This is a genomic window from Lentzea sp. NPDC051838 (assembly GCF_040681245.1).
Classification (GTDB): domain Bacteria; phylum Actinomycetota; class Actinomycetes; order Mycobacteriales; family Pseudonocardiaceae; genus Lentzea.
In genome coordinates this window covers 113,254-128,581 of the sequence record NZ_JBFAYI010000012.1, presented here as the reverse complement: position 1 = coordinate 128,581, position 15,328 = coordinate 113,254, and the positions used below count along the sequence as shown (strand labels likewise).

General features: G+C 68.2%; 16 protein-coding genes. 9 read left to right on the top strand and 7 right to left on the bottom strand.

Annotated features, from left to right (window positions below):
- The first annotated feature begins 282 nt into the window (after positions 1 to 282).
- Both AB0M24_RS25310 and phoU read left to right on the top strand, forming a co-directional pair.
- The gene (locus AB0M24_RS25310; protein ID WP_363772511.1) at positions 283 to 3,351 is read left to right on the top strand and encodes an LCP family protein; all 3,069 of its coding nucleotides are present in this window, start codon (positions 283 to 285) and stop codon (positions 3,349 to 3,351) included.
- Positions 3,352 to 3,423: 72 nt separating this feature from the next.
- Positions 3,424 to 4,092: a phosphate signaling complex protein PhoU gene (gene phoU / locus AB0M24_RS25305; RefSeq protein ID WP_363772508.1), complete on the top strand. Its 669-nt coding sequence runs from the start codon at positions 3,424 to 3,426 to the stop codon at positions 4,090 to 4,092.
- A 6-nt stretch (positions 4,093 to 4,098) separates the two neighbouring features.
- On the opposite strand, the gene AB0M24_RS25300 is transcribed toward phoU, so the two are convergent.
- The 7 genes from AB0M24_RS25300 to AB0M24_RS25270 form a co-directional block, all read right to left on the bottom strand.
- A complete protein-coding gene (locus tag AB0M24_RS25300; protein ID WP_363772505.1) occupies positions 4,099 to 5,295 on the bottom strand; it encodes a hypothetical protein in 1,197 nt (398 codons plus the stop codon).
- 10 nt (positions 5,296 to 5,305) lie between these two features.
- Positions 5,306 to 6,082 (bottom strand): phosphate ABC transporter ATP-binding protein PstB, encoded by a 777-nt coding sequence (pstB, locus tag AB0M24_RS25295; protein ID WP_363772502.1) that lies wholly within the window; start codon positions 6,080 to 6,082, stop codon positions 5,306 to 5,308.
- A 10-nt stretch (positions 6,083 to 6,092) separates the two neighbouring features.
- Entirely contained in the window at positions 6,093 to 7,007 is a 915-nt protein-coding gene (gene pstA, locus AB0M24_RS25290; RefSeq protein ID WP_363772499.1) for a phosphate ABC transporter permease PstA, read from the bottom strand.
- Entirely contained in the window at positions 7,004 to 8,068 is a 1,065-nt protein-coding gene (gene pstC / locus AB0M24_RS25285; RefSeq protein WP_363772496.1) for a phosphate ABC transporter permease subunit PstC, read from the bottom strand. Before pstC ends, pstA begins: the two co-directional genes overlap by 4 nt.
- A gap of 33 nt (positions 8,069 to 8,101) precedes the next feature.
- Positions 8,102 to 9,214, bottom strand: coding sequence for a phosphate ABC transporter substrate-binding protein PstS (pstS, locus tag AB0M24_RS25280; protein ID WP_363772493.1), 1,113 nt, complete (start codon positions 9,212 to 9,214; stop codon positions 8,102 to 8,104).
- Positions 9,215 to 9,412: 198 nt separating this feature from the next.
- Entirely contained in the window at positions 9,413 to 10,264 is an 852-nt protein-coding gene (gene mshD, locus AB0M24_RS25275; protein WP_363772825.1) for a mycothiol synthase, read from the bottom strand.
- Positions 10,265 to 10,301: 37 nt separating this feature from the next.
- Positions 10,302 to 11,063: a response regulator transcription factor gene (locus AB0M24_RS25270; RefSeq protein ID WP_363772490.1), complete on the bottom strand. Its 762-nt coding sequence runs from the start codon at positions 11,061 to 11,063 to the stop codon at positions 10,302 to 10,304.
- A gap of 175 nt (positions 11,064 to 11,238) precedes the next feature.
- Here AB0M24_RS25270 and AB0M24_RS25265 point away from each other — a divergent pair, with 175 nt between their 5' ends.
- The 7 genes from AB0M24_RS25265 (at position 11,239) to AB0M24_RS25235 (ending at position 15,052) form a co-directional block, all read left to right on the top strand.
- Positions 11,239 to 11,961 carry an alpha/beta fold hydrolase gene (locus tag AB0M24_RS25265; protein WP_363772487.1) on the top strand — a complete coding sequence of 241 codons (723 nt, stop codon included), beginning with the start codon at positions 11,239 to 11,241 and terminating at the stop codon, positions 11,959 to 11,961.
- Positions 11,958 to 12,791: a DUF2993 domain-containing protein gene (locus AB0M24_RS25260; RefSeq protein ID WP_363772484.1), complete on the top strand. Its 834-nt coding sequence runs from the start codon at positions 11,958 to 11,960 to the stop codon at positions 12,789 to 12,791. The genes AB0M24_RS25265 and AB0M24_RS25260 overlap by 4 nt, the downstream gene beginning before the upstream one ends.
- Positions 12,788 to 13,195: a thioredoxin domain-containing protein gene (locus AB0M24_RS25255; protein ID WP_363772481.1), complete on the top strand. Its 408-nt coding sequence runs from the start codon at positions 12,788 to 12,790 to the stop codon at positions 13,193 to 13,195. The genes AB0M24_RS25260 and AB0M24_RS25255 overlap by 4 nt, the downstream gene beginning before the upstream one ends.
- Before the next feature lie 79 nt (positions 13,196 to 13,274).
- Positions 13,275 to 13,352 (top strand): putative leader peptide, encoded by a 78-nt coding sequence (locus tag AB0M24_RS25250; protein ID WP_352235731.1) that lies wholly within the window; start codon positions 13,275 to 13,277, stop codon positions 13,350 to 13,352.
- A 73-nt stretch (positions 13,353 to 13,425) separates the two neighbouring features.
- The gene (locus AB0M24_RS25245; RefSeq protein ID WP_363772478.1) at positions 13,426 to 13,869 is read left to right on the top strand and encodes a DUF4395 domain-containing protein; all 444 of its coding nucleotides are present in this window, start codon (positions 13,426 to 13,428) and stop codon (positions 13,867 to 13,869) included.
- Between the two features lie 32 nt (positions 13,870 to 13,901).
- Positions 13,902 to 14,747: a sulfurtransferase gene (locus AB0M24_RS25240; RefSeq protein ID WP_363772475.1), complete on the top strand. Its 846-nt coding sequence runs from the start codon at positions 13,902 to 13,904 to the stop codon at positions 14,745 to 14,747.
- A gap of 5 nt (positions 14,748 to 14,752) precedes the next feature.
- Positions 14,753 to 15,052 (top strand): DUF1416 domain-containing protein, encoded by a 300-nt coding sequence (locus tag AB0M24_RS25235; RefSeq protein WP_363772472.1) that lies wholly within the window; start codon positions 14,753 to 14,755, stop codon positions 15,050 to 15,052.
- Positions 15,053 to 15,328: the final 276 nt, after the last annotated feature.

Below are 15,328 nucleotides of genomic sequence, written 5' to 3'. Positions count from 1 at the left end.
AGGGCAAGCAGACTGCGCGTAATCGCGTATAGATCGCAGCTGTATCACCCGGAGTGGTCGTCAGAAGTCGGCTACATCCGTAGTATCGCGGGCGCAACTGACACGCCGGTGATGCAACCCTTGTGTCCCGGTCGTCGTCAACTCGTAATGACGAACCGCATTTAGCTTCTGACCCAGAAGGGAGATTGGGTGCCCGACGACCCCCGACGTGGCGGCCCCTCTTCCCGTGGTGATCAGGATCCCCAGCAGCAGGACCAGCCGACCGGCCGTAGACGTCGCTCGATGGAAGGCTCTGGGGGCCTGAGCGTCTCGGACCTCATCGAGCAGCACAGCAGGACGAACATCCCCCGACCCGTCCCGCCAGGCTCGCCCGAAGCTCCCACGACAGGCAGGCGTGCCCTGCCTGACCCACCCGCGACGGGCAGGCGTGCACTGCCCGACCCGCCCGCACAGCAGCCTCAGCAACCGCGGCAGCAGCCGCCCGTCGCCCACCGGCCTGGTGAGCAGACGGGTACGCGCCCGCGGCCGCCGATGGCCGAGCAGCAGGCACCACCGCAGAACTTCACCGGTGAGCAGACCGGCAGGCGGCGTCGTCCGGACGCGCCCGCCTTCCCGCCTCCTGGTGAGCAGACGGGTCAGCGCCCGCGTCCCGACGCGACAGGGATGCAGCGCAGGCCGGTTCCCGGTGAGCAGACCGGTCCGCGACCGATGCCGCAGAACGGTGCTCCCAACGGGGCTCCGAACGGTGTTCCGCGCAGGCCCGCTCCCGGCGACGCACCGTCGTCCAACGGCGTCCAGCGCCCCCCGGCACCCGGGGACCCGCGCCGCGTGCCGCCCGGTGACGCGCCCTCGTCGAACGGCATCCCGAGGCGTCCCGCGCCGAACGGGGTTCCTGAGGCGAACGGCATGCCCAGCGGCACGATGCGCCGCCCGGCACCCGAGGCCAACGGAACCCCCAACGGCACGGTCCGCCGCCCGGCACCCGAAGCCAACGGCACACCGCCGCGCAGGCTCGCTCCCGGCGACGCACCGTCGTCGAACGGCATCCCGCGCCCGCCGGCACCCTCCGACGCGACGGCCAACGGCATGGCTCGCCCGCCGGCACCTGGTGACGTGACGTCCAACGGGATGCCGCGCCCGAAGGCACCTGGCGACGCGACGGCCAACGGCATGCCGCGCCCCAAGGCACCCGAGGGTCCGGACGCAGGCGCTCCTCGCCGCCTTCTGCCTGGTGAGGCGCCGTCCTCGAACAGCATTCCGCGTCCCCCGGCCCCAGGCGAGGGGCCGGATCCGCGCACGGGCAGGCACCCGATGCCGTCCCGCGCGGAGTCGAGCGGACCCCGGCCGATGCCCCCGAGGGCAGAGTCCAGCGGTCCGCGGCCCGCGCCCGGCGGTGCGGCCATCTCCAACCGGCTCGGCGGCGCTCCCGCGGGTCCGGGTGGTCCCGGTGGCCCGGCCGGTCCCGCGGCAGGCGGCGCACCGGCGGCTCCACCCGCGCCGGCCGCCCCGCCAGTCGAGGAGCCCAAGGCCGACGCGCCCGGCCCGGAAGCCACCCAGATCGCCGCGGCGGTCGGTGTGGCCAAGGTCGAGAAGCGCGAAGACATGGACCCGATGTGCCTCACCACCGAGATGGAGGCCATCGGCGACGACGTCAAGAAGCGTCGCGAGGTCGACCACACGCTCGCGCGGTTCTCGGCGGTGCACGACGAGCTGCTCGAGCAGGAGCGCCAGCGCAAGGAACGGCGCGCCAAGCTCATGCCGTGGGTCAAGGACGAGGACGAGCTGGAGGAGGCGACCCAGTTCGCCGACCCGGTCAGCCTCTCCGAGGGCGAGACCGAGGGCGAGCAGAAGACCGCCGGTCGCACGCCGCAGCAGCGCAAGCTGATGGGCATCGCCAGGGTCGGGGCGATCGCCGCCGCGGCCGCTGTGTTCGTGTCCACCGGCGTCGGCTGGGGCGCGATGAAGTGGGCCGACTCCAAGATTCCGCAGATCGACGCGCTGGGCGGCAACAAAGAGGCCGTGCAGCAGGCCGAGAAGCAGCTCGGCGACGAGAACTTCCTGCTCGTCGGCTCGGACACGCGTGCGGGCGCGAAGCCGGAGGACAACGTCGGCAACGCGAACGACCCGGAGCTCGGCGGCGCGCGGTCGGACGTGATCATGCTCGCGCACATCCCCGCGGACCGTAAGCGCATGGTCATCGTGTCGCTGCCGCGTGACGTGCGGGTCGACCGGCCGGCGTGCCGTGCCTGGACCCCGGAGAACGGCCAGTACGGCGGACCTCTCGCTCCCGAGAAAGAGGTCATGGCCAACTCGGTCTACGGCGCCGGCGGGCCCGAGTGCGTGGCCAACATGATGACCCAGCTGTCCGGCCTCAACATCAACCACTTCGTCAGCATCGACTTCGCGGGCTTCCGCGAGATGTCGACGGCGATCGGCGGTGTGCAGATCTGCGCGCCCAAGGCGATCAAGGACGACGAACTCGGTGTCGTCCTCGACAAGCCGGGCAAGTACACGCTGAAGGGCGACCAGGCCCTGTCGTACGTGCGTGCCCGCAAGGTCGCGGGTGACGTCGGCGGAGACTTCGACCGCATCAAGCGGCAGCAGGGTTTCCTGTCGGCGATGCTGCGCCAGGCGTTGTCGAACGAGGTGCTGCTGAGCCCGACGAAGCTCAACAACTTCATCAACGCGCTCACGAAGTCCACGGTCGGCGACAACATCGGTGTCGCGCAGCTGCTGGAGCTCGCGAACTCGTTGCAGAGCCTCGACGCCGGCCGGGTTTCGTTCGTGACGATGCCGCACTGGACCGACGAGGGCCGGACGAAGTCGAACGACGACAACATCGAGCGGCTGCGCGACGACGACGTCAAGAAGCTGTTCCAGACGATCATCGACGGAACGCCGCTGCCGCAGGAGAAGCCGGCCGAGTCGAAGCCGGGTGACCCGAACAGCACGCCGGTCCAGCCCGGCACGATCATCGACCCCAAGGAAGTCTCCGTCCAGGTCCGCAACGGTGACACGACCAATCCCGGTGGAGCAGGCCGCACGTCGACCGCGTTGCAGAACCAGGGGTTCAAGGTCGTCCAGGTCGGTGACGCGCCGCCGGAGTCGAAGACCACCATCAAGTTCTCCAAGGGCAACGAGAACAAGGCGGCGACGCTCAAGGCCGCGATTCCCACGGCGGAACTGGTGGAGACGCCCGGGATGGGCGGGGCACTCCAGCTCACCCTCGGCGAGAACTTCGACGGCAAGGTCGTGGCACCGACGGCGGGTACGCAGGCAGGCACCAACCAGGGACAAGCCGGCAACGATCTGTCCATTGTGAACGCGGCACAGGACCCCTGCGCGAAGTGATTCGCCTGGGGTTCACCTGTGGTTCATCCTGGCATGTCGCTGCTGCGATGGTCGGGACGTAGGCTGAGCGCCATGCGCGAGGCCTACCATGACCAGCTAGAAGAGCTCGCCGACCGACTGGCCGACATGACCGGCATGGTCGCGGAAGCGATGGAGAACGCGACCTCTGCTCTGCTGCAGGCCGACCTCGGCCTCGCGGAGCAGGTCATCAGCGGCGACCAGAAGGTCGACGACGTCCGTTCCAGCATCGAGGAGCAGTCGTACGCGCTGCTCGCGCTGCAGGCACCGGTCGCGACCGACCTGCGCACCGTGCTCGCGGTGATCCACGCCGCCGAGAGCGTCGAGCGCATGGGCGACCTGGCGCTGCACGTGGCCAAGGCCGCGCGGCGCAGGCACCCGGCCGTCGCCGTGCCGGAGGACGTGCAGCCCTACTTCGCCGAGATGGGCCGCATCGCGGTCAAGCTCGCGCAGGACGCCGCCGAGATCATCCGCGACAAGGACGTCAGCCGCGCGCGTGCCCTCGAGGACGACGACGACGCGATGGACGACATCCACCGTCACCTGTTCTCGGTGATCATGGACAAGGAGTGGAGCCACGGCGTCGCCGCGGCGGTCGACGTGACGCTCCTCGGCCGCTTCTACGAGCGCTATGGCGACCACGCGGTGTCGGTCGCCAAGCGCACCGTCTTCGTCGTCACCGGCAGGATGCCCGGTTACGGCGCTGCCGACGACGAACTGTAAGAACCTCTAACGAAACTGCCCATCGCGTTCTGCCGCGAGCTCCGGATCGGCGTAGGCCTCGGAGAACTCGGCGAGCACGGTGGGCAGTTCCTCGTCCCACTCCTTCAGGGCTTCCGCACGCGGCAGATCCCGTGCCTCCACGGTGAAGTACGCCCACGCCCGCACGATTTCGGGCAGCAGCGCCAGATCCTCGTCCGAGACGTGCACGCGCGCGGCCAGGTTCATGATCAGCACCGCGGTGAGCGAGGCCGGCCCGTACTCGACCGGATCGCGGTTCTGTTCCACCGCGGCGGAAGCGACTACGCGAGCGAACGCACGTGCGGCCTCGACGTCCGCGATTCCGTGCTCTGACGCCAAGAACGCCTCGACGACCTCGTCCGTCCTCTTCGGACTGACGGCGGGAATCTCGTGGTCGCCCGGCACCAGCAGGCTCACGCGCGCTTCGGCGAGTGCGATCAGCTGGACGGGGTGCAGGGCCTCCTCGTCGTCACCGATCAGGCTCTCCTCGGCTTCCTCGTCCGGCCCGTCGGTCCAGAACTGCTCGACGTCCGGCCAGAGCCGGTCGAACACCTGCTCGGCGGTGAGCGGCGTGATGACGTCGCGGAACGCGTGGGGCGTCGAGGAGATCATGTCCTCCAGCAACGCCGACGTGCCCTCGTCCGGCGTGGAGAACAGCTCGATCGAGGTGGCACCGAGCACCGGCTGCCGCATGAACATCATCGTCTCGGCGACACCCGCGCGGTCCTGGGTGAACGCGATGACTTCCACGTCTCCCAACAGGTTCGTGACGAGGAACGCGTCGCGGAACACCGGCAGCGCGCCCGCCGAGTACCAGCCAGGCTCCTCGACACCCTTGTCCGCCAGCTCGTTCGCCGCCGTCGTGACCGTCGCCCTGAGGTCGGCGTCGCCCACCCCCGACAACGCACGAAGCGCGGTGAGCGCCTCCGGCTGCTCGATCTGGCTCAGGGCGTCGACCATCCGGCCGAACTCGGACGTGAAAGCCTCGAGCCAGTCCTCGAAGCGCCAGGCGCCGAGCCACAGCGTGCCGAACAGCTCGCTCGCCCACGACTCGGCCAGCAGCCAGGACTCGGAACGCAACGCGGCCGCCGACTCCAGCAGCGGCGCGTAGGGCGACTGCTGCTGCGGCCGGCGGCCGGGTGCCTTGCCTTGCTTCTTCTTGCGCGACTTGCTTTGCGGGCTCACGGCCAGCAATTTAGCCGAAACGGCCGGAGATGTAGTCCTCGGTCGCCTTCTGGCCGGGGTTGGAGAAGATCTTCTCCGTGTCGTCCACCTCGATCAGCTGACCAGGCTGACCGACACCCAGCAGGTTGAAGAACGCGGTCTGGTCCGACACACGCGCGGCCTGCTGCATGTTGTGAGTCACGATGACGATCGTGTACTCCTTCTTCAGCTCCGTGATCAGGTCCTCGATCGCCAGCGTGGAGATCGGGTCCAGCGCGGAACAGGGCTCGTCCATCAGCAGGACGTCCGGCTGCACCGCGATCGCGCGGGCGATGCACAGACGCTGCTGCTGACCACCGGAGAGGCCGCCGCCCGGCTTGTCCAGGCGGTCCTTCACCTCGTTCCAGAGGTTGGCGCCGCGCAACGAGCGCTCGGCGACCTCGTCGAGCTCCTTCTTGTTCTTCACGCCCGCGAGCTTCAGGCCCGCCACCACGTTGTCGCGAATGGACATCGTGGGGAACGGGTTCGGCCGCTGGAACACCATGCCGATGGTGCGGCGCACCTCGACCGGGTCCACAGTGGACGCGTAGATGTCCTCGCCGTCGAGCAGCACCTTGCCCTCGACGCGCGCGCCGATGGCCACCTCGTGCATGCGGTTGAGCGACCGCAGCACGGTCGACTTGCCGCAACCGGAGGGGCCGATGAACGCGGTCACGTTCTTCGGCGGCACCGCGAGCGAGACGTTCTCGACGGCGTGGAACTTGCCGTAGAAGAGGTTCAGGTCCTTGATGTCGAGTCGCTTGGCCATGTCCGCCCGCTCACTTCGTCTTCGGCGCCAGCGCCCGTGAGATCACGGTCGCCAGCAGGTTGAACAGGGTGATGAGGAGCACCAGGGTGATCGCGGCGCCCCAGATGCGCTCGAAGCCCGCCTGCGTTGGGTTGTTGCGCTCGTTCACCATCAGCAACGGCAGCGAGGCCATCGGGCCCTCGAACAGGTTGAAGTTGATGAACGGGGCGTACGCCGCCAGCACCAGCACCGGCGCGGTCTCGCCCATGACGCGGGCGAGGGCGAGCATGATGCCGGTGAGGATGCCGGAGAGCGCCGTCGGAATGACGATCTTCACGATCGTCTTCCACTTGGGGATGCCCAGCGCGTAGGAGGCCTCGCGCAGCTCGTCCGGGACGATCTTGAGCATCTCCTCGGTGGTGCGCACGACGACCGGAACCATCAGCAGCACCAGGGCGAGCGACACGGCGAGAGCACTGCGGCCGAGGCCGAAATACGTGATCCACACCGTGTAGACGAACAGCGCGGCCACGATCGACGGGACACCGGTGAGGATGTCGACCATGAACGTGGTGGCGCGGGACAGCTTCGAGCGGCCGCCGTACTCCACGAGGTAGATCGCGACCATGATGCCGATCGGCACGGAGATGACACCGCACACCAGGCCTTGGACCAGGGTGCCGTAGATCGCGTGGTACGCGCCACCGCCCTGCTGACGGGCGAGCAGGCCGGACAGCGACTTCGACCACCAGTCGCCGTCGAGGATGACCGGGAAACCGCGCTGGACGACGGTGTAGAGCACCCACACCAGCGGGATGATGGCGACGAGGAACGCGCCCCAGACCAGGGTGGTGGCGAGGCCGTTCTTGAACCGGCGGGCGGCGCCGACCTTCTGGAACGTCGGCGGCGTCGCGAGGCGCTGGGGGTCCGCGGAGATGGTGCTCACTCGTACTCCTTGTGGCCGGCGACGATCGAGCGCGCGATGGCGTTGACCACGAAGGTCAGCACGAACAGCACGAGACCCGCCGCGATGTAGGCACCGGCGGAACGCGCGTCGTTGAACTCCGGCGCGGCCAGGGCGATCTTCGAGGCGAACGTCGAGCCGCCGTCGAAGAGGGAGAAGCCGAACGAGCTGGTCGCCGTGCTCAGGATGACCGCGACGGCGATGGTCTCACCGAGCGCGCGGCCGAGGCCGAGCATCGAGGCGCTGATGTAACCCGCCTTGCCGAACGGCAGCACCGTCGTGCGCACGACCTCCCACTTGGTCGCGCCGAGCGCGATGGCGCCCTCGATGTGCATGGTCGGCGTGCGCTCGAAGACCTCGCGGCTGACGGCCGTGATGATCGGCAGGATCATCACCGCGACGACGATGCCCGCGGTGAACACGGTGCCGCCGAGCTGCACGTTGACGTTGCCCTTGGCGAAGATCGGGATCCAGCCGAGGTTGTCGATCAGCCACGTCGAGACCGGGAACAGCACCGGCCCGAGCACGAACAGGCCCCACAGGCCGAAGACGATCGAGGGAACCGCGGCCAGCAGGTCGACGACGTACGCGAACGGCCGGGCGAGCTTGCGCGGGGCGTACTGGGTGAGGAACAGCGCGATGCCCATGGCGATCGGCATCGCGATCAGCAGCGCCAGCAACGCGACCACGACCGTCACGAGCAGCAGGTCCAGGATGCCGAACCGGAGGTTCGCCGGATCCGTGGTGTTCCACTCGCGGCTGGTCAGGAAGTTGACGTTGTCCAACCCGAGCGACGGGATCGCCTGCAGGATCAGGAAGAGCCCGATCGCGCCGATGATCGCGACGATGAAGACACCGGAACCCGTCGCCAGGCCGCGGAAGATCCGGTCGCCAGGCCGAACGTGAACTTTGGTCTGAGTCTCTGAAGCTTCCGGTGTCGGGGGAATCGGAGCCTCCGTGGCAGTGGGAGCAGCCGCAACGCCCCGCACGGCTCCGGTGTCTCCGGAGCCGGCGGGGCGCTTGGCCACGACGGGATCGTTCATCGCGTCTGCGTCAGCCGAAGTTTCGCATCAACCTCAGGCGATCGCCTTCACAGCGGTCAGGATCTTGTCCTGGAACGCCTGGGGCAGCGGCACGTAACCGGCCTCCGTGAGCTGGGCCTGACCGGTGGTCGCGGCGGCGGTCAGGAACGCCTTGACGGCCTTGGCGGTGTCGGCGTCGTAGCCCTTGGAGCAGACGATCTCGTAGGTCGCGAGCAGCAGCGGGTACGCACCGGCGGTCTTGGTGCCGTAGATCGAGTCGAGGTCGAGGACCAGGTTGTTGCCCGTGCCCTTGACCTTGGCACCGTCGATGGCCTTGCCGGCCGACTCGGCGGTCAGCTCGACAGCGCCGGCACCGGCGTCGATCTTGGCGACCGAGAGCTTGTTGTCCTGCGCGAACGACCACTCGACGTAGGTGATCGCACCGTCGATGGAGCCGACGGCCTGCGCGACACCGGCGGACTTCTCCTTGCCCTCGCCGACGCCACCCTTGAACTGCTTGCCGTCACCCTTGGACCAGCCACCGGCCGTCTTCAGGTACTTCTGGAAGTTGTCGGTCGTGCCCGACTCGTCGGAGCGGTAGATGACCGAGATGTCCTTGTCCGGCAGGGACGCGGAGCCGTTCAGCGCCTTGATGGCCGGGTCGTTCCACTTCTTGACCGCGCCGGAGAAGATCGCGGCGGTGGTCTTGGCGTCCAGCACGAGGCTGTCCACACCGGAGACCTTGTAGCCGATGGCGACCGGGCCGAAGACCAGCGGCAGGTTCCAGGCCGGGTTCTCCTTGCAGCGCTTGGTGGCCGCCTCGGTCTCGGCACCGTCCTTCAGCGCGGAGTCCGAGCCACCGAAGTCGACGAGGCCGGCGTTGAAGTTCTTCACGCCGGCACCGGAGCCGGAGGGGTTGTACGCGAGGTCGGCGCTGGGGCAGGCCTGCTTGTACGCCTGCACGAACGCGTCGACCGCGTTCTTCTGCGCGGAGGAACCCTCGGCGTTCAGCTTGGGCTTGCCACCGCACTCAACGGGCACAGCGGCAGCGCCGCTGGTCGGCGTGCTGCCGCCGGCTCCCGTGTTGTTGTCACTGCCACACGCACCGAGCAGAAGCGCGCTGGCCGCGACGAGGCCGAGCACGGCGCCGTGCCGCTGGATCTTCACCTTGGTCCTCCACCTTGCGGAAGCATTAGCGGTTTCGCGACGGACGTCGCCGCTCGCTTCGGAAGGTAGGTATCCATGGTGGACAACCCACCTAGACAGGGTGAACGGAAGGTGAACACCGAACGGGAAGTGACCGGTCACACGGCCGAAAGAGTGAGGGCGTGACCAGCGCGTATGCGTTTTGTGACGGTCCGTTGACTACCGGGCGTATTGGACGTCTGCATCCCAGAGGGTGAAGCCGAGCTTGGTGTACACCCGCACCGCCGCCACGTTGTCCGACTCCACGTACAGCATGACCTCTTTGACCTGCTGTTTCCGCAGGTGCTGGAGGCCGGCGAGGGTCAGCGCCTTGCCCAGACCGCCGCCCTGACTGTCGGGATCGACGCCGACGACGTAGACCTCACCGAGGTCCGGCGTGTGCACCTTCGTCCAGTGGAAGCCCACGAGCCGCTCGTCCGCGTCGAACGCGAGAAGGAAGCCCTGCGGGTCGAACCAGGACTCCTCTTCCTTGGCGCGGACGTCCTCGATCGACATCGAGCCCTGCTCCGGGTGCCAGTCGAACGCGCGGTGGTTCACGTAGACGACCGCGGCCTCGTCCTTGCCGGGGACGAACGGCCTGATGGTGACGCCCTCGGGAATCTTGGGCTCCGGCAGCTCGTGCTCGACGCGCAGACGCATCCGCAGCAGCTCGCGCACCTTGCGGAAGCCGAGCTTCTCCGCGAGCTTCTCGGCGTCCGGGTGCCCGCCGTGCGCCCAGATCCGCAGTGAGTTCTCCTGCGGGAGCGCTTTCACGAGCGCCTCGCCGACGCCCTCGTGGCGGTGCTTCGGGTGCACGGCGAACTCGGCGACCTTGTGGCCGCCCGAGTCACCGATCATGTCCACGTGCGCGTACCCGGCGAGCTCGCCGTTCAGGTGCGCGAGGAGGTGCTTGCTGCCCTGCGCACCAGGGCGCATCCGCAGTCGCACCGCCTCGCCGACCGGGGCCACGCCGTCGGTGCTCTCGGCAGCCGCCAGCAGGCCCTCGACCTCAGCGGCCTGGTCGGTCGTCAGCTCGTCGTACCAGCTCAGTTGCGCCACACAGGCGAACCTACCGCGCGATCAAACGCTCATCCAGAACGCGGACCGAGTCACCCACCTCGTCGACCTCGGCCAGCTCGGGCCGACGGGACGAACCGGGACGCGGCGGGCGGACGAACTTGTAGCCCACGTTGCGAACCGTGCCGATCAACGCCTCGTGCTCGGGGCCGAGCTTGGCGCGCAGCCGTCGCACGTGTACGTCGACCGTGCGGGTGCCACCGAAGAAGTCGTAGCCCCAGACCTCCTGCAGCAGCTGCGCGCGGGTGAAGACCCGGCCCGCGTGCTGCGCGAGGTACTTGAGCAGCTCGAACTCCTTGTAGGTGAGGTCGAGCGGGCGGCCCTTGAGGCGCGCGGTGTAGGTGGCCTCGTCGATCACGAGGTCGCCCAGCTGCAGCGCGCCGTCGCCACCGGGCTGGGTCGCGCCACGGCGCGAGCGCACCAGGCGCAGACGGGCGTCGACCTCGGCGGGGCCGGAGGTCGGCAGCAGGATCTCGTCGACCGACCAGTCGGAGTTGACCGCGACCAGACCGCCCTCGGTGACGATCGCCACCACGGGCACGTCCACGCCGGAGGAGTCGAGCAGGCGGCACAGCGAGCGCGCGCCGACCAGGTCCGTGCGGGCGTCCACCAGCACGATGTCGTGGGGTCCGGCTTCGAGGAGCGCGGAGACCTCCGGCCGCAGCGGCCGCACGGCGTGAGGCAGCAGAGCCAGAGCGGGAAGCACAGCCTCCGAGTCCGGGTCTGTCGTCAGCAGAAGCACGTCGATGCTCATCGCGGCGCCCTCCAAATCGGCCGTGGTCAGGTCACCTCGACCAGACCAGCGGCGTACGGTGACCGGGCCCCGTTGCCTGCGGATGACGGAGACAATACCGGTGCAACCCGAGAAAGTCCCAGGTCAAGAAGCCGTGCTCACAGTTGTTTCCACAAGCGTCACGCCTGTTACATCCATGTCACACGACGGGGTGCGCTTGCACGGCGTCCACTACAAGAGTGAAAACGACCTCGCTTTCGTTGTGGGACACGGATTCACGAACAACGTGACCAAGCCGTACGTCGCTCGCGTTCTCGCCCGTTTGGCCACTCGAGCGGGTGTCGTGGCGTTCGACTTCCGCGGCCACGGACGGTCCGAGGGACGGTCCACGGTCGGCGCGGACGAGGTCCACGACATCGAGGCGGCCGTGCTCAAGGCGCGCGAACTGGGTTACTCGAAGATCGCCACGGTCGGGTTCTCGATGGGCGCGTCGATCGTCATCCGGCACGCGGCGCTGGGGGAGACCAAGCCGGACGCCGTGGTGTCCGTGAGCGGCCCGGCCCGGTGGTGGTCGCGGGAGACCGCGCCGATGCGGAGGGTCCATTGGTTGCTGGAGCAGCCGCACGGGAAACTGGCGGCACGGGCGATCGGGGTTCGGCTCGGCGACAGCTGGGTACAACCGCCGGAGAGTCCGCTGGAGGTGGTGGCGCGCATCACGCCCACCCCACTGCTGATCGTGCACGGTGACCTGGACCACTATTTCGGTCTGGAGCACGCCGAGTCACTGCACCGCGCGTCCTCAGGACATGCCGAGCTGTGGATCGAGCCCGGTATGCGGCACGCGGAATCAGCCGCGACTCCAGACCTGGTAGACCGGATGGCGGCATGGATCGCCGGCAAAGTCGAGGACGAGGAATGACTGCGCACACCCCTGCACGCCCGCACAAGAAGAAGTCCAAGCGCGGGAAGGTCCTCCTCATCACGGTGGTCGTGCTGGCACTGCTGCTCGTGGCGGCCGACTTCGCGCTGGCCGCGGCCGGCGAGTACCAGATCGCCCAGCGGATGCGGGAGAAGCTGCAGCTCGACGAGGACCCGTCGGTGCGGATCAACGGCTTCCCGTTCATCCTCCAGGCGGTCCGCGGCGACTACACGCACGTGGCGATCGACGCGACCGGCGTGCCGATCAAGAACGAGGCGCAGGGCGTCGACCTGCGCGACCTCGACATCCACGCCGACCTGCGGCACACCCGCGTCGAGCTGTCGGATCTGCTGGCGGGCAACGTCTCCAAGGCGACCATCGACCAGGTCGAGGGCAGCGTCAAGATCAAGTCGCTGGACCTGAACCGGCTCGCGAGCCAGGTCACGCCGTTCGACAAGCTCTCGATCGACCCGGACAACCGCGTCACCACGACCACGACGACGACCACCACCCCCGCCACGCCGGCCGCGCCGCAGACGACCGCGGCGATCAAGCTCTCCGGCCAGACCAACGTCGCGGGCAAGGACGTCAAGCTCACCGCGTACGGCCAGATCTCGCTGGCCGGTGGCGCCATCCAGATCACCGTCGACGACATCGAGCTCGACGACACCTCGCTCAAGAACATCATCCCGACGCTGCGCCAGGCACTCGCGGTGAAGATCGACCCGGGCACCCTGCCGTTCGGGGCGAAGCCGACCGCCGTCCGGGTGGAGCCGGGTGCGTTCGTCCTTTCGGGCGTGATCACGGATGTACCGTTGGTCCAACGATGACTGGTGTGTGGGCGCTGCTGGGCGCGCTGGCCGTGGCCGGTGCGATCGGTGTGCTGCTCAAGGTCCGGGAGGGCCGCATCTCTTCTCGTGAGTCTTCCGCCGACCTGCCCGCTCCCGTGCGCGACCTGCTCGCGCCGGGAGTGACGCTGGTCCAGCTCTCCACCACGTTCTGCGCGCCGTGCCGGCACGCGAAGGTGATCCTGAGCGACCTGGCTTCCCGCGTCGACGGCCTCACGCACGCCGAGCTGGACGTGACGAACCTGCCGGACGTAGCCGCGTCGCTGGGTGTCATGCGCACGCCGACGACTCTCGCGCTGACCGCGGATGGCGTCGAAGTGTTGCGAGTCGGTGGCGTGCCGAAACGCGACACTCTGCTGGCCGCTCTGCAACCGCATCTGCCCTAATCCGGTCGAGTGAACCTGCGTTGTTCCACCAGATGGACATACCTCCCGGACCGAGGGATTGAGGGCTACCCTCGCTGGCATGACCATGCTGCTCACGAAGCGACGCGCGGTTGACCTGTGCCGCGTGCGCAGCAGCCTGTGTCGCACGACGAGCTGATTGGGCCGCTTGACGCCCAGCAGCCACCTCTGACGGACTGAATTTCTCCTCGTCCGAATGCCCGGAGGTCGTCGTGCCCAAAGATGCCCCAGTAGACCCGCGCGGACCGCGCTTCTCCGCCTGGATGACCACCATCGTCCTGGCGATCGTGCTCCTCACCGGCTGGTGGCGGCTCCTCGCCGCGCAGACGGTGCTGTTCGCGATGTGCGCGTTCATCTCGCTGAAGCTCAACCCGTGGGGCCAGGTCTACCGCTACGCGATCCAGCCCCGGATCACCCCGACCACCGAACGCGAAGAAGCGGCACCGCTGCGCTTCGCCCAGGGCGTCGGTTTCGTCTTCGCGCTGATCGGCACCCTCGGCTACGCCACGGGTCTGACCACGCTCGGCATGGTGGCCACGGCCTTCGCACTCGTCGCAGCGCTGCTCAACGCCGCGCTGGGCCTGTGCCTCGGGTGCGAGATGTACCTGCTGCTGCGCCGGTACGCACCCGCCCTCGCTCGTCCGCAATCGCAATAAACGCCCACGCACTACTACAGGAGCAACGTCCCATGAGCCGTGAGAACGTGCTGGTCTCGGCCGCCTGGTCCGAGGAGAACCTCCAGACGCCCGGCGTCGTGTTCGCGGAGGTCGACGAGGACACCACCGCGTACGACGGCGGACACATCCCGGGCGCCGTCCGCATCGACTGGAAGACCGAGCTGCAGGACCAGGTCCGCCGCGACTTCGTCGACCGCGAGGGCTTCGAGAAGCTGCTCTCGGCCAAGGGCATCTCCAACGACGACACCGTCATCCTCTACGGCGGCAACAACAACTGGTTCGCCGCCTACGCGTACTGGTACTTCAAGCTGTACGGGCACGGGGACGTGAAGCTCCTCGACGGCGGCCGCAAGAAGTGGGAGCTCGACGGCCGCCCCCTGGACAAGGAAGAGGTTTCGCGCGCCGCGACTTCTTACGTCGCGCAGGAGCAGGACCTCTCGATCCGCGCCTTCCGCGACGAGGTCGTCGACGCCATCGGCAACAAGAACCTCGTCGACGTGCGTTCCCCCGACGAGTTCTCCGGCAAGCTCCTGGCGCCCGCGCACCTCCCGCAGGAGCAGGCCCAGCGCGCCGGCCACATCCCGTCGGCCGTGAACGTGCCCTGGTCGAAGGCGGCCAACGAGGACGGCACCTTCAAGTCCGAGGACGAGCTCCGCGAGATCTACGCCGAGGCCGGTTTCGACGGTTCGCGCAAGACCATCGCGTACTGCCGCATCGGCGAGCGCTCCTCGCACACCTGGTTCGCCCTGCGCGAGCTGCTCGGCCACGAAGACGTCAAGAACTACGACGGTTCTTGGACGGAGTACGGCTCGCTCGTCGGCGTGCCGATCGAACTCGGTTCCGGCAAGGAGGCCTGATTCCTGTGAGTGACTCATGCGGCGCGCCCGTGCAGGGCGGCTCGATCGACGTTTCGACCTCTGAAACCGTGCTGCAGGGCAAGGTCGTGGCTGACGGGTCTCCCGTTGGTGGCGCCTACGTGCGGCTGCTGGACTCGACCGGTGAGTTCACGGCAGAGGTCGTTTCCTCTCCGGAGGGCGACTTCCGGTTCTTCGCGGCTCCTGGTAGCTGGACTGTTCGGGCGTTGCACCGGACCGGGAACGGGCAGGCCGACGTTTCGGCTGACGGGCCTGGGGTTCACGACGTGCAGATCGCAGTCGCCTAAGACCTGATCGGTACGGCGAAGGCCCCGGCGGGTTGGTCCGCTGGGGCCTTCCACGTGTTCGGGCTGCGGTTCCAGCGTGGGCGCGTGGGTAATGAACGGGCTTTGGTTTCGTCATCGCCGCTTCGCGACGATTGCGATTGGGGCTTGACTTCGGGTCCCTTGCGAGGCGCTTTGTCGGGCGGAAAAGGTCGGATGCTCCGCACCCGCCCGATCCGAAAAGGGTAGCACCTCGCACCCAAAGTCAAGCCCCAATCGCTTTGCGTGCGTGGTTGCGTT

What these genes read in the sequence shown, in the direction of transcription:
- AB0M24_RS25250 (WP_352235731.1), top strand. Translation starts at nt 13,275, where the DNA reads ATGACCATGCTGCTCACGAAGCGACGCGCGGTTGACCTGTGCCGCGTG.
- AB0M24_RS25265 (WP_363772487.1), top strand. Translation starts at nt 11,239, where the DNA reads ATGTCACACGACGGGGTGCGCTTGCACGGCGTCCACTACAAGAGTGAA.
- AB0M24_RS25255 (WP_363772481.1), top strand. Translation starts at nt 12,788, where the DNA reads ATGACTGGTGTGTGGGCGCTGCTGGGCGCGCTGGCCGTGGCCGGTGCG.
- AB0M24_RS25270 (WP_363772490.1), bottom strand. Translation starts at nt 11,063, where the DNA reads ATGAGCATCGACGTGCTTCTGCTGACGACAGACCCGGACTCGGAGGCT.
- phoU (WP_363772508.1), top strand. Translation starts at nt 3,424, where the DNA reads ATGCGCGAGGCCTACCATGACCAGCTAGAAGAGCTCGCCGACCGACTG.
- pstC (WP_363772496.1), bottom strand. Translation starts at nt 8,068, where the DNA reads ATGAACGATCCCGTCGTGGCCAAGCGCCCCGCCGGCTCCGGAGACACC.
- pstB (WP_363772502.1), bottom strand. Translation starts at nt 6,082, where the DNA reads ATGGCCAAGCGACTCGACATCAAGGACCTGAACCTCTTCTACGGCAAG.
- AB0M24_RS25310 (WP_363772511.1), top strand. Translation starts at nt 283, where the DNA reads ATGGAAGGCTCTGGGGGCCTGAGCGTCTCGGACCTCATCGAGCAGCAC.
- AB0M24_RS25260 (WP_363772484.1), top strand. Translation starts at nt 11,958, where the DNA reads ATGACTGCGCACACCCCTGCACGCCCGCACAAGAAGAAGTCCAAGCGC.
- AB0M24_RS25240 (WP_363772475.1), top strand. Translation starts at nt 13,902, where the DNA reads ATGAGCCGTGAGAACGTGCTGGTCTCGGCCGCCTGGTCCGAGGAGAAC.